Raw genomic sequence first — 14,780 nt, 5'->3', positions numbered from 1 at the left:
TATTGCAGTGTGGTAAAATTAGACTATGTAAGTATAATGGTTTTTACTTTATTTACCACCCAATAGGAAGAAGGTTACGTTATGTCATACTATTCCATACTCCTTTTTCAAATGGAGATTAACAAAGACACACCTGAGCAATTAGAAAATATGCTTCAGCAAGGTACAAAAATATACTTTTTCACCTATGATCCAATTGATTCAATAAGGGAAAGGGATTTCCTAAAAAAGGCTGAGAAAGAACAAATGCTTTTTCTTTATGAAGTAAAATATACGGAAGAACTTAATAAGGATATTAGATATTATGATGGGGAGATAACGGATACTCAATTAGAACTTCTTAGTCAAAATGCTATTTACTTTAATAAAGAACAATTTTTGATTGAACATGCTCCAATTCATGAGAATATTAATGTTTTCGCTGGGGCGGGTACTGGTAAAACAACTGTCATGATAAATCGAATTCTTTATTTAAAACATAAAAATCCGAAACTATTATTCTCAGAAATTGGTCTTGTAACTTTTACTAATAAAGCCAGCTTAAACATGAGGGAAAAGCTAATTAGAAAGGTGAAAGTCTATTTTGACTTTACAAAGGATTTGAAATACCTAAATTGGTTGCAAGAATTAAAGAATATGACCATTGGTACCATCCATTCTTTTGCTGAGAGAATTCTTCGTTTAAACAAAGAAACTTTATTTGAGTATAAAGAGGTAAGGATCAGCCAGTTTAGATATAAAAGAAGAAAAATAATCGAAGAGGTAATTGACAATTTTAACTTAAATCATCCCGACCTTTACAAGAAATTTAAATATATTGAGCAGTATAAAATTATTCAAACAGTCGAATCGATGATTGATCAAATAACCAATTTCTCTATATCGGTAGAAAAGATTCTTGAAATGGATTTTGGAGAAGCGGATGATGATTCCCATAAATTATATGACTATGTTGTAAAGAAATCGTGTAGGCTTTTGAGAGATTACAAGGAAGATTCGAATACAATGGATGTAAATGATCTCATCATTTCTTTCGATAAAATAATGGATATAGATGAGCAATATATAATTCCTTATAGATATCTTTTTATTGATGAATTTCAAGATACAGATCGAATACAAACAAGGTTCTTTGGTTATCTTGCAAATCATTTTCCTATGTACCTTTTTATTGTTGGAGATATAAAACAAAGTATTTATCGCTTTAGAGGAGCAGATTACACGGCTTTTAAGCAACTTGCTAGTGAAACATTAATCCATCAAAATTATTATTTACAGAAAAACTATCGAACAGATAAAAAACTTCTAGATGAGTTAAACCAAATCTTTGAGGTTTGGCCAAGGTATGTAGATACATTTGAATTTAATAAAAAAGACTATTTAATAAACGGTTTTGAACCGGATGATTCAAATAAGGCAACTTTTGTTAATAAAAGATTTCAAACGAGTGTAGGTCGAGCAAACTTTCTAAGAGAAATCGAAAACACCGATACTGCCGTTTTACTTCGTACAAATAAGGAAGTAAACGATATGTCAGCTTTTTGTGAAGAAAATAATATCTTTTATAGTTCAGAACAGGACGGAAGTTTTTATCGTTCCGTGCCGGTGAGAGAGTTTTATCAGCTTGTAAAGAGATTTACTCATCCTAATAACTGGAAAAATAGATATGCATTGCATTTATCATCCTACGGTGAACGGAATATAGAAATAGAGAAGCTGCTTGGGGAATTTTCACCAGACAGAACTTCACATACCTTATTAATGGAAGTAGATACAAAATATAACAAAATGGAAATGCATTTTAGAGAAAAATCTCCGTTTAAGGTTTTTCAAGAAATTATAGATAATGTAAACCCGGCAAGTGTCTATGCACAGAGATTTATTTCGAATAAAGGTAATTTAAATCGTAATCATGATGAACAAGCGGAAACACTGAGGCTGGAATACCAGATGAATCTAGACCAACTTATGTATCAGTTAAAAAAAGAATTGGAAAATACGGTACCGACTCTGTACAAAGTAGAGAGAATATTAGCAATGAAAATGCAGACTGATAAAATGATGTCTACAATCTATCAAGATAATCCAGATGTAAAAAGGTTGACTATTATGACAGTACATAAAGCGAAGGGACTAGAGTTTAATCAAATATTCCTACCTAATACAAAGAAGCTATTTATCAATTCGTTACAGACAGATGTTATTGTAAATCAGAACTCTCTTGGCTATAAAGCGTATATTAATAAAGGAAAATCATATGTTAATGATATTTATAAGAAATTAAATAAAGAAGAACGGATTGAAACAATTGGAGAAGAAACAAGGTTATTATATGTTGCTTTGACACGTGCAAAGGAAAGAATATTTGTTGAAGCACCTACGGAGACAAATAATCATATAGTTAGGAATTGGGGTGATTTAATTGCAAGAGGGTTTGCAGAAAAATTTAACTAAGAAACCGTATTTTCCGATTAAGACGTATACATCACTTCAAACGTTTTTGAAAACAGTAGATGTGAATCAGGATGCAGTACATGTATTTGGTACGAACGGCTTAGCTAAAAATGTATCAAAAGAATTTAACATTTCATCTATTGGTATTGATGACTTATTTCATCGCCTCTTTCCCAGTTTTCGTACCGCTAAGACAGAAATTTATTTGCAAGCTGAGTGCAGGAAAATAATTAGTAAGGAGAATTTCCAAAATAAGAATTATCTATTAAATCGATTGGACTCAATTGTAAAAAATTATTATTTATTTGCTGATCTAGGAATGAAAGAATTAAATTATTCTCTTAGTGATTCCAGAAAAAAAGATGTAATGGCCATTATAAATATTTTATTGAAGAACCCGAAAACCGAAGAATTTTTCGAAAGCAAAGAGCATTATACAAAATCGGATATTTCCAGACAAGTAGTAAATCATCTAAATGTACATAAACTTATCTTCTATGAAATTGAATATATGAATTTCGGGCGGATGAATTTTATCTACTGGTTGAAATCAAAAGGATTCGGAGTTGAATTTAGAATTCCTTACAATCAGGAATTTCCGAATGTATTCAATTTTTGGAATGAAGTTTATAAAGTGATTACTAACCTTCCAGATATATCATTCTCTGATAAAGAAAAAGAAAGTGTTAGCGACAATCGATTTGGCTCGTTCATGCAAAATAATAACTTACCACGGAAAGAGAGGGAAGATGTGAGTGTTATTGAATTTGGAACACCGCATGATTTTGCTAGTTATTATGAAGCAAATAACGATACGGTAGTTTCAGTTGATAGGAATGAAGTACTACCTATTATACGGAATGAAAAGGCGCCAATATATGAAAATGAGATTGGTAAATTTATTTACTATATTCAGTTTTGTAGGGTAAAGGATGGAAAGCTAATTTTATCTTATGAAACATTGGTAGAATTAATCTCAAGTGGCTGGATAAAAACGAAAAATACAGAGGGAACAAAGGCCCTATCCCTTTTAATCGATCTTCAGGAATATATGAATGGTACAGAGACCATAGAAGATATTAAAGAAAGATTAACTCACGTATCTGAACTGGATTTTATATCTAAAAGCTTTGATAGAGAAAATGCTGAAGATACCGGTAGAAATCGATTAAAGCGATACATGTTGAATCCATTTAAGGCGTTTTCATTTGTCAACCAAGATAGATATCAGGTAACAATTAATCAACTGATTGAACTAGTAAACCATGTAGAGAAAGTGTGTGGGTATCTAATACCCGATGAGACTGAGGCTGTTGTTGTCAATGATTACTTTAATAAATGGATATCACTCTTGGAGAAAGAGGTAGAGGAATCAAACAGTAAAGTTTTCTGGAGAAATGTTTTTAATGAGAAATATCCCATAGAATGGGAATTTGCGATTCATGAATTACTACAGTTAATCTACTTGAGTGCAGGATCTAAGTTTGAATTAGAAAATAAAATACAATCACTACCTGCAATCCAACAGCAGGTTGTGCAATCGAATCAATTTAGTACATTGCATTTAACCAATTTAACGCAAATGAATTTTCCAGAAAGTCATAAATCCGTTTTTTCGGAGTTTTTTACATATACGGATTTAAAAGAATGCATCAGTTCTTTGGAAACAAGACAAAAAGGTTTTATTCACTCACTTCTAGTAGATTATACTGTAAGTACAAATTTCGAAAAACTTGGAGTTTATCAATTATATAATGTAATTGCGAATTACGAAGGAAAGATTATTTTTAGTTGGATTAATCATTTAAAAAAAGATGGATTTAAAAATGTGTTTCTGGATATAATTGCTGATCTGTATTCTGATGGAGAGATTACGTCATACACAGTTGAGGAGAATAAACGGCCGATTAGCAGAGTTGAAGTAGTTTCTGATACAAAATCTATTATAGGTTTGAAAAACCTTAAAGGAAAGATTCCGGATATATTTTGGCTAGATCACGATTTTTGTTCTAAGAAATTTTTACTTACATCTATTATCGAACAGCAACCAATATATGACACAGATTTCCATCATTCATTTCTCTTTAGTAAGATTGGAAAGCTCTTTTCATATTCTAATACGGAAAGGGAGGAATTTAGGGAACTTATTTATCCATTATTTCCTCACTGGACTTATACGAAAAAAGATAACTTGATTGATATGGAGTACAAAACAGATTTAAGAAAATATAAGTCTTTTGAAAACATTTCTTATCCGAAAGAAATGAAAAGCTTGCAAATCCTACGAAGTGTTTATAGAGAAAACCGCCGAACAAAAGCAAGAAATCAATATCGTAAAGATAAAGACTTTAAAGATAAAGATTTAATAGATCAATTTAAAGAGAACCTGAATAAGTACACTGTAAAAGCTGAACCAGGAAACCATTGTAAAATGTGCCCTCATTTAAGTAGTTGTACGGAAGGAATGTATGCAATTGATAACATCAGTCACTAGTCGTACAGAGCAATTGGAACACTTTAGTAAACGTTTTGCCCGCAAATGGAAGAACTATTTTTCGATTGATGGATTGATTCCTGGTATTGAACCTACGACCGAACAGAAACATGTGGTTCAATCTAGTGAAAAGCAATTGATTATCAGAGGATCGGCTGGAAGTGGTAAGAGCCTTATGCTTGCTTACAGATTAATCAAGATAATGGAGCAGGCTGACACGAGTCAAAAAATCTTGTATGTGACTTTTAATCAGACATTGATACAGGATACGATTAAAAGATTGAGATTATCTGAAACGTATAATAAATTAGCTGATAACCATCAAGTAAGATTGTACACATATCATGATTTAGTTCGTGAGATTTTAGTGAAAGAATGCGGTTATAATAGTATTAATAAACTGAAACTAAATCGTGCTGCAATTGCAGAGCATGAGGCTTTTATAGAGGCTAAAATAAAAGTAATCCTTACAAGATTCAATGAATCCGGTGAGTTTAAAGAACATGAAAAACTGTTTAAAACACATTCAGCTAAATTTTTGATGGAAGAATTCTTCTGGATGAAAGCAAATGGCTTGATTACAAAAGAGAAATATTTTGAAAGAGAAAGGACTGGGAGAGGCCATAGTCCAAATGTTGCAAAAAAACAAAGGCCTACCATCTTTTATCTGTTTGAAAAATATAATAGTCTTATGAGAACTAATTTTAATGTTCCGCAATTGGATATGGAGGATTATGCTCTTTATTTACTAAATGAACTAAGAATAAATCCAAGGGCATCTTTTAAATATGATCATATTCTTGTTGATGAGTTTCAGGATTTACAGCCGATGCAAATAAAAAGTTTGGTTGCTTTAACGAAAAGTACTATTACACTTGTTGGAGATGATAAGCAGCGTATTTACAAAAGAACACCAGTATCCTATAAAGACATAAACTTGAAAGTAACACCGCGAATGAATCAAAAATTATCCAAAAACTTTAGATCAACGAAACAAATAATGAATTTGGCGGGTGGCATTGAATTTACAGATATTGAAAATGTTCGGGAAGATAATCAGGAATTTTTCAGAGAAGGTGAAAAACCAGTAATTAAGCATTTTACTTCAATGCAACGTATGGCTAATGAAATTATCCGGAATATAAAAAGTATCCACAAAAGCAATCCTGATAAATCGATCGCAGTAATACATCGATATTCCCAAGAAGAATTGCATCAATATGGAAATCTGAAAGATGTGTTGGATAGGGAGTTTGATGTCATAGGTATTGATAAGTATGGTTATAGATTTGATTACAATAAGGTGAAGAAGCCAATATTTTTTACGAACCCATTTGAAATTAAAGGATTGGAATTTGACCATGTATTTGTTATTCATTTTGATAGGGACCACTATCCATCTGAACAAAGAATTGAAGATTTAAATGTAAAATATGGTGGAGATAAGATGGGTGAAGATAACTATGAGAAAGATTATGATGAAATATTAAATGATGAAAAGAAGGTATTATATGTTGCTTGTTCAAGAGCTAAGCAAGAATTAAAAATATATTTCTCGGGTAATAAGGATACATTCGTTTCCCCTTTTATAAGAGAATTTAATACTAGAGATTATGAAAGCAATTTTAATAAAAAGAAGTATCAGAAGTAATGATAAACATTGCTCTGCACAAGAGTGGGAAGTGAAGATGAGGTAATGAGGCTAGAACGTGTTTTAGCATAAATTTATATTGGACTCTCACTAGAACAGACATCTTAGAAAATTCCATATCAAACTGGCAGGAGTCAATCAGCAAAAGCCCTATAGCAGAGGAGCATTCCAAACCCAGAATGCTCCTCTCTCTAAACTTCCAAGGATTCGTGTCTAATCGCAAAATCTACATATGATCAAAAACCATTCTCCCTATACCCAGAAGGGGAATACCCCGTAGCTTTCTTAAACACCCTCCCAAAATAAGAAGGATCCTTATACCCAACAATCCAAGCAACTTCATCAACTGGCAGATTTTCAGTCTTTAACAAATGCTTCGCCTGGTTGATTCGAAAGTCTTGCTGATATTCCGTAATCGTCATCCCCGTTTCCTTTTTAAATCTTCTTGATAAATTCCCAGGGTGCGTGTGAAACAATGCAGCTAACTCAGCTTTATCAATTTCCTGATCATAATAGCTCATTACATGCTCAAGTACCTGTTGTATCATCTGGGAATAATGTTGTAGCGAGTTTGACTTTACTAAGTCACAGTATTCTCGAATCATATCATCCTGAATGCTACGTAACACGGCGATATTTTCGCCATTTTCAATGTCAAAGGAAAATCGTTCAGAGATACGATGGATTAATATCGCTGGAACATGACTGTTTCTGGCGGCACTGCGCAATAAAGTATTCAAAACAATGTTTAAATTTTTTACCCGGCGTAGGGGCTGATTGGGAAATCGCTCGGAAAAAGAGAATAGCGTATTGTCTGAACTGATTAGTTTTAATGCCTCTTCTTTATTCCCCTTTTCAACTGCATGCATAAAATCTTTTTCAATACGGTACCTCCGTGTCACCAGATCAGCCTCATCATCCACTATAGCATCTCTATCTTTGTTTCTTCCTTTCTTTTCATTGGAGTAAATCACCAAAGGGTTTGTTTCTGCTTCTTTCATCGCTTCAAACTGTTGAAGCACTGCCTCATAACTGCTTAATTGCTCAGTGGTGACAACGTTTACCTTTTCAAGAATACTTCTCAAATCAGCGCTTTCCTGAATGGTTAGATTGTATTGCAGTACTAAACCGTATACATCCGGAATGACTTCAAAATAGGGGCCAATGATGATAGCGTAAAAGTCGCCTTCTTCCAAAAAAGAATAACCTAAATAGGATAATCTCCAAGGATTAATATAGGTATAGACTTGATTGGTTTCTTTTATTTTACGAGAAAGCTCCAGGACATCCTTTTGCTTAGCGCCCGGCATGTACGCAGGTATGGAGACTTTTTCATCATGATAGACGAGATCTCCATTCTTATCGATTACATATGTATTTAATTGTGTAAGATGTGAGATCTTTATTGCGGTAGAAACGATTTTTGAGTACATCATTATTTTTCCTCTCTCATGAAAAATACATCAAATGTGTGATTTTTATCCGTCTAATGTTAAGTATATCCTATGATTAAACAAAAAGTAGATTTAAAATAGAGATAATTTCAGAATACAATTTTAATCCATATTAATTGTATTTCATAAAAAGTACTACTTTTTGATTTGTAAGCGCATTATTTGAGTTGAGAAAATAGCATGTTAAATATCCTTGCTTCTCCATTCAAGTAGGAAAGAAAGGAGCAACACGATGAGTCAGAATGAAGTCGAAAAAAAGGAATCGAAGTTATCTAAAGTTCTTGAAGTGATCTCCGGAAGTTTTGCGCCAATTATTGGTGTACTTGCGGGTGCAGGTCTGTTAAAAGCAGCCTTATCCGTCTTAAGTCAGCTTGGTTGGCTTTCAAGTGAAAGCGGTACCTATATAGTCTTATCGGCTGCCGGGAATTCTATATTTTATTTCCTTCCCGTTTTTCTTGGTATTACCATTGCAATAAAGCTAGGCGGAAATGGCTATGTCGGCGGAGCAATTGGAGCAGCTCTTTTAACTCCTGAAATTATTAACCTTGTCGATGCCGGTGTTGAAACCGTTAACTTTTTAGGTCTGCCAGTCAACTTGGCAGACTATTCATCAACTGTATTTCCGATTTTTATTGCCATGTTTGTTTATGCAGCATTAGAGAAATTTTTGAAAAGAATTATATATAAAGATATCCAAATGTTTATCAACCCGCTTATCTCTTTAGTTATCCTGGTTCCATTAACGATGCTTATCTTTGGTCCTTTTGGTAATCTAGTTGGAGAAGGTCTTGGTAGCATTATAACTTTCCTTAGTGATAAAAGTGGACTGTTGGCAGGAGCGGTTCTCGGTGGTACATGGACATTCCTTACAATTGCAGGATTGCACTGGACAATCATTCCACTTGCAATTGCCAACCTGGCGAATGGCCCTGATCCGATCATCGGCATGGCAGCACCAGCTGTATTTGCTCAAATCGCGGTCGCAATCGCCATCTTTATCAAAACGAAGGACAATAAACTGAAGTCACTTGCTGCAAGCGGGATTCTGCCAGGTTCACTTGCTGGTACGACAGAGGCAATTTACTACGGTATTCTCTTGCGCTTCAGAAAAACGATTATTTATGTCGTTATTGCCGGTGCAGTTGGAGGAGCAATTAATGGAGCATTTGGTGTCGTGATGAATGACTTTGTTCTTCCAAGTGTTCTGTCCATACCTGCATTCTCGCCTATCAGTCAGCATTTAGTCGGAATCGGAGTAGCCTTTGTGTTAGGATTAATCTTCCCATTTATACTGGGCTATCAAGGGAAAAATGATGTTACTGCTCATCTGAAAGTGATCAAGCCAGAAACAATTACTAGTCCATTAAAAGGGAATGTTATCCCTTTAACGGAAGTAAATGAGCAACTCTTTGCTACAAACACAGTCGGAGAAGGAGCTGCAATCCAACCGATCGAAGGAAAAGTATACGCTCCTGCGGATGGCGAAGTTACGACTTTATTCCCTACACAGCATGCGATTGGAATCACGTCGAACAATGGCGCGGAAATTTTAATTTACGTCGGTATAGATACCGTGAAGCTGAATGGGCAATATTTCAAGGTACACGTCAAGCAAGGGGATCAGGTGGAAAAGGGTAATCTATTATTAGAGTTTGATATAAAAAATATTGAAAAAGCTGGATATGACATCACCACACCTGTTGTCATTACAAATACAGAGGAATATACCAATATCGATGTTACCAAAGAAGCGTCCGTATCATCGGAAAGCAGTTTAATGAAGCTGGATCTATAACAAGATGTTGAACGGGGCTTCTGTGATTAGACGATGAAACTGTTTATTTTAACTGAATCGTATTCAAATCAGAATTAAAAAATAGAGGAGGAAATTCAAATGGCACAAAAACAACCAAAACTAGAAGTGAGAAACAAGCAGCTTATTGAAGAAAGCGGTTTAACATTCAAAGATTTAAATAACAATGGAAAGCTTGACCCTTATGAGGATTGGCGATTAAGCCCTGAAGAGCGGGCGAAAAATCTAGTTTCTTTAATGAATATCGATGAAAAAATTGGGATGATGCTAATTAACACGCGCAGGATGGGTCTTTATCAAGAGGATAAAAGTAAAACAAGCCATGATGGTGTGTTAGATGAAGCTATTGTGGAAAAGGGAGAAAGTATCTTTGCCACCAGTAAAGTATATGGAACGACCCATACAATCGAGGATAGACATTTACGTCATTTCATTTTACGAGATAATTTTAGCCCAGCAGAAACAGCAGAATGGATTAATACGATGAATGAAGTTGCAGAGGAAACACGCTTAGGCATTCCAGTTATCGTTACTTCCAACTCAAGAAACGAAAATGGTGAATCTATCTTTGGAATGAATGATGCAATTGGTATTTTCTCTACATGGCCAGGTACATTGGGGCTTGCAGCGGCAGCGATGGGTGATATTAAAAAGGGCGAGGATGCTTCCCTCATCAGTGAATTTGCCAAAATCGCCCATAAGGAATGGAATGCTACCGGTTTAAGGAAAGGGTATATGTATATGGCTGATGTTGTCACAGATCCAAGATGGCAGCGGACATATGGTACATTTGGTGAAGATCCAGAATTTATCGCCGACGCCATTGGCCGGATTATTGAAGCATTCCAAGGAAAAACGTTAGGCAAAGACAGCATTGCGATGACAACCAAACATTTCCCTGGTGGAGGGCCAAGGGAAAATGGGTTTGACCCGCATTATAAAGAGGGAAAATGGAATCTTTACCCAACTCCGGGAAGTTTAGAAAAGTATCATCTTCCACCGTTTAGAGCGGCTGTCGAACATGGAACATCTTCCATCATGCCATATTACTCGATTCCAAGCATCAAGAAGAGTGTGTATCAGGAATTTGAAGGTGAAGATATTCCATTCGAAGAGGTTGGATTTGCATTTAATCATTATTTTCTTGAAAATATTCTGCGCGGAAAGCTGGGCTTCAAAGGCTATGTTAACAGTGACAGCGGTATTGTTAACAATATGAGCTGGGGCGTTGAAGATTTAAGTATCGCAGAGCGTTTTGCTAAAGCGGTTAATGCAGGAACAGATATCATTGCAGATACAAATGATATTGAAAACCTGAAAGAAGCAGTAGATAATGGCTGGATCAATGAAAAGCGGATCAATGAAGCAAATGAAAGGCTGCTTACAGAAATGTTTGCATTAGGTCTGTTTGATGACCGTACGTACAATACACCGGAAAATGCCGATGAAGTAGTAAATACACCTGCACACTGGGATGCAGCGTATGAAGCACATAAAAAATCAGTTACGGTGCTGAAAAACTCGGAAGGAACGCTGCCATTAACAGCGGACAAGCTGGAAGGTAAAAAAGTGTTTATGAAAGCCTACCATAAGGACACAGAACAAGCAGCGACGTATACGGAGCAGGCATTAGCCGATGCGAAGGAATTAGGTCAATTTGAGTTAACCGATGCATATGAAGAAGCAGATATCGCTATCTTGTTCCTACAGCCGAAATCGGGCACCTATTTTAATGCTACACCAGGATTGCTGGAGCTCGGTTTATGTGAAAATAAATCCTTAAAAGCGTTGGATGGTGCTCCGTATACAGAAACGACGTTAAGTGAAATCGAGCATTTGAATAAAGTAGCAGAGAACATCCGCAGCCGCGGCGGCAAAGTTATTATCAGTGTCAATGTGATCTTGCCATGGATTCTTGGAAATGTAGAACCATTGGCAGATGCCCTGGTTGCCGGTTATGATACATTCTTCAAAGCACAGCTTGAAGTAATGGCTGGAAACCATCAGCCAACAGGTGCCCTGCCGTTAACATTACCAGCAAGTGAAGAAGTCATTGCCGTCGATGAAGATGGTAATTGTACATCAAGAAATGATGTACCTGGCTATGACAAGGATAAATATATGCCAGAGGGAATCAGCTATGCCTACAAAGACAGCGACGGAAATGTGTATAAACTAGGACATGGTTTACAGTATAATGGATGAAGATAGTGAGAGGGGCTGACCGGTTCAGTTCCCCTCCACGAGTTTAAATAGCTGCAGATTAAGCAAGAGTAAATCGTATTGTATAGAATACGGTTTACTCTTTTTTGGTAATAAATTATTGTAAAAAAACAAACATTTTCACATTTGCCTATTGAACCAAACGTAACGTATTGTTTTATACTTAAGATAATGAAGAAGGGGTGAGGAAAATATACACGATTGGGAAGTTGTCCAAGAACACAGGGGTAACCGTCAGAACACTGGATTATTATGATGAAATTGGTTTGATCAAACCTTCATCTAAAACGGATGGAGGGCATCGTTTATACAGTGAAGATGATGTGATGAAGTTAGAACGTGTTTTAGCATTGAAATATATGGGATTTTCACTGGAACAGATTAAAGATATATTGGAGAATTCAACATCGAATTGGCAGGACTCAATCCAACACCAATTAGAACTGGTTAAACGAGAACAGGAACGTTTAAAAATGTTAGAACAAGCCCTTCTTGGCGTATCGTATTCCATTGAATTTGAAGGGGAAATCAATTGGCCAGTCATTTTCAGCATTATCCAGTTGTATCAACACGATCCCGGAGATGTCCTAGAGCAATATAAAGCATACCTAAACGAAGATGAAATGAAGAAGATTATCGACATGAATGCTGCAAACATGAGTGAGGAAGACATCAAGGAATGGTTAAAGGTTATTGGTGATATCCGAAATAACCTTCATCTTGATCCAAACTCAGAAGAGGCGGAGCAGCTCGTCCTATGCTGGGCAAACCAAGCAGATAAAATGTTTGGGCAGGATGAAGAATTGCTTGGAAGCATGTGGGAAGCGCTGCAAAACCTACAGGAGGGTATCGCATTTTATCCAATGGACAAAGATGTGATTGATTTTATTAAACGTGTCGCTATTGTAAAGGGGGAGTCAACGAATGATTCTTAATGTAGAGGCTGTAACAAAAGGATATACAGGTCGTCGGAAAAACAAGATGATCGCTAATGATAATATCTCCCTTCATATTGATGAAGGTGAAATATATGGGCTTCTCGGCCAGAATGGAGCGGGGAAAACGACGTTAGTGAATCAAATTTTAGGGCTAATCACCCCTGATTCTGGTGATATTCAGCTGTTGGGGAAATCGGTACTTCAGTCACCAGCAAGGGCACGATCCATTTGCTCTGTCCAGCCACAATCCCAAGTACCACTCGGTTTTCTTACCCCGAAGCAGGCAGTTACACTGATTGGAAAAATGCGTGCAGGGAAAAAGTTTGACACAAAGCGGTTAGATACACTTTTTGAGGCATTGGATATGGGGGAGTGGGCAAATAAGGAAGGCGAGAAATTATCGGGTGGTGCAAAAAGACTAACCGCCTTTTGTATGGCAGTCATTGCTCCTGGCAAATTAGTGATTCTGGATGAACCTACAAACGATGTAGACCCAGTTCGCCGGCGTTACCTTTGGCAGGTGATACGTAATCTAACCAATGATGGCACTTCGGTTATTTTAGTCACGCATAATGTGCTGGAAGCTGAAAAAGCGGTTGATCGCGTGGCAATCATCAATAAGGGGAGAATTCTCACGCAAGGGACACCTTCTGAAGTGAAAAGTTCAGTAAGTAACCAAATGCGTATCGAACTAAGTTTAGCTAGTGAGTTAGATATCGAGATTCCTAGCTGGGCGCTTTCCTCTCATAAGAATGGCTCTCGACTATTTTTTGCTATAGATCCTCAAGAAGTAACAGCAACGATAGAATGGGCAAAGCGGCAAGTTGATTTAGGGCTCATTATGGACTATTCCTTGTCTCCTGCGACAATTGAGGATGCTTATATCGAGTTGACTTCTAAAAGGGCGGTGGGATTATAATGAATTTACTAAGCCATTACAAGTACGTCTTTCAGATGCAATTTCTTAGAAACGCAGGTTTTTTAGTGTTTATGATTCTTATTCAAATCTTGATATCCATCGGCATTGTGATCGGCTTTACCTATCTTCTCCCAGCCCCAGATACAAATTCGATTCTTTTTCTAGCTACAGGAGCTCCAACGATCATTCTAATTTTTACGGGCTTAGTGATTTTGCCGCAGCAGGTTGGTACTGCCAAATCAGATGGCTATATGGAATTTATGCGTACATGGCCAGTTAATCGCGGTGTCATTCTTGGAGCAGATACAACTATTTGGCTAATCATCACGCTGCCAGGAATTATCATTTCATCCATTGTGGCACACCTCATGTTTAGTCCAGGGTATGACATCTCTTGGACGGTAATTCCAGCCTTACTCATGATTGCATTAACATCTATTGGTGTTGGATACGGATTTTCCTATCTCTTGTCACCAACAGCTTCCCTTGCTCTTTCACAAGTCATTGTTTTTGGAGCACTCATGTTTTCACCGGTAAATTTCCCCTTGGAGCGGCTGCCAGAATGGCTTCAAGCCCTTCATCAGGTACTTCCGATTTATTCGATGGCAGAAGTAATGCGGGCGTCGCTCGCTGCGTCTACCTTTGAGGCGACTGCCGGGAATTATATTAACTTATTGATTTGGTGTGTGCTGGGGTATGGTGGAGCTATATTTATTTTGAATAGGAAGTGAAATTTACCATCATTAAATCCCGAAAATACGTCACCTTCACATTTTTATTAGAGTATTGTATAATGATAACTGTTAATTAGATTTCAATGAATAAAACGATAAA

The 14,780-nt window shown here is 36.3% G+C and carries 9 protein-coding genes; 8 read left to right on the top strand and 1 reads right to left on the bottom strand.

The window, feature by feature from the left end; translation table 11 throughout:
* Positions 1–111: 111 nt before the first annotated feature.
* Genes NST46_RS05945 through NST46_RS05935 form a run of 3 tightly spaced genes read left to right on the top strand, consistent with a single transcriptional unit; the run spans position 112 to position 6,599 of the window.
* Positions 112–2,454, top strand: a complete 2,343-nt coding sequence (locus NST46_RS05945; protein WP_341136900.1) for a UvrD-helicase domain-containing protein — start codon at positions 112–114, stop codon at positions 2,452–2,454.
* A complete protein-coding gene (locus tag NST46_RS05940) occupies positions 2,423–4,948 on the top strand; it encodes a hypothetical protein (RefSeq protein ID WP_341136899.1) in 2,526 nt (841 codons plus the stop codon). Before NST46_RS05945 ends, NST46_RS05940 begins: the two co-directional genes overlap by 32 nt.
* The gene (locus NST46_RS05935; RefSeq protein WP_341136898.1) at positions 4,923–6,599 is read left to right on the top strand and encodes a UvrD-helicase domain-containing protein; all 1,677 of its coding nucleotides are present in this window, start codon (positions 4,923–4,925) and stop codon (positions 6,597–6,599) included. The genes NST46_RS05940 and NST46_RS05935 overlap by 26 nt, the downstream gene beginning before the upstream one ends.
* 236 nt (positions 6,600–6,835) lie before the next feature.
* Here the strand turns inward: NST46_RS05935 and NST46_RS05930 are convergent, their stop codons facing one another.
* On the bottom strand, positions 6,836–8,035 hold the full coding sequence (locus NST46_RS05930; protein ID WP_341136897.1) for an AraC family transcriptional regulator: 1,200 nt from the start codon (positions 8,033–8,035) through the stop codon (positions 6,836–6,838).
* Positions 8,036–8,285: 250 nt separating this feature from the next.
* Here NST46_RS05930 and NST46_RS05925 point away from each other — a divergent pair, with 250 nt between their 5' ends.
* The 5 genes from NST46_RS05925 to NST46_RS05905 all read left to right on the top strand — a co-directional run bounded on the left by NST46_RS05925 (position 8,286) and on the right by NST46_RS05905 (position 14,677).
* Entirely contained in the window at positions 8,286–9,848 is a 1,563-nt protein-coding gene (locus tag NST46_RS05925) for a glucose PTS transporter subunit IIA (protein ID WP_341136896.1), read from the top strand.
* 99 nt (positions 9,849–9,947) lie between these two features.
* Positions 9,948–12,071 carry a glycoside hydrolase family 3 protein gene (locus tag NST46_RS05920; protein WP_341136895.1) on the top strand — a complete coding sequence of 708 codons (2,124 nt, stop codon included), beginning with the start codon at positions 9,948–9,950 and terminating at the stop codon, positions 12,069–12,071.
* A 200-nt stretch (positions 12,072–12,271) separates the two neighbouring features.
* Positions 12,272–13,024 (top strand): MerR family transcriptional regulator, encoded by a 753-nt coding sequence (locus NST46_RS05915; RefSeq protein ID WP_341136894.1) that lies wholly within the window; start codon positions 12,272–12,274, stop codon positions 13,022–13,024.
* Positions 13,014–13,946 (top strand): ABC transporter ATP-binding protein, encoded by a 933-nt coding sequence (locus tag NST46_RS05910; protein WP_341136893.1) that lies wholly within the window; start codon positions 13,014–13,016, stop codon positions 13,944–13,946. The genes NST46_RS05915 and NST46_RS05910 overlap by 11 nt, the downstream gene beginning before the upstream one ends.
* Positions 13,946–14,677: an ABC transporter permease gene (locus NST46_RS05905; protein ID WP_341136892.1), complete on the top strand. Its 732-nt coding sequence runs from the start codon at positions 13,946–13,948 to the stop codon at positions 14,675–14,677. The genes NST46_RS05910 and NST46_RS05905 overlap by 1 nt, the downstream gene beginning before the upstream one ends.
* Positions 14,678–14,780: the final 103 nt, after the last annotated feature.

The sequence above is a fragment of the Oceanobacillus sp. FSL W7-1309 genome (assembly GCF_038002145.1).
Classification (GTDB): Bacteria; Bacillota; Bacilli; order Bacillales; family Amphibacillaceae; genus Oceanobacillus; species Oceanobacillus profundus.
This window is presented reverse-complemented; position numbering and strand designations above follow the sequence as displayed.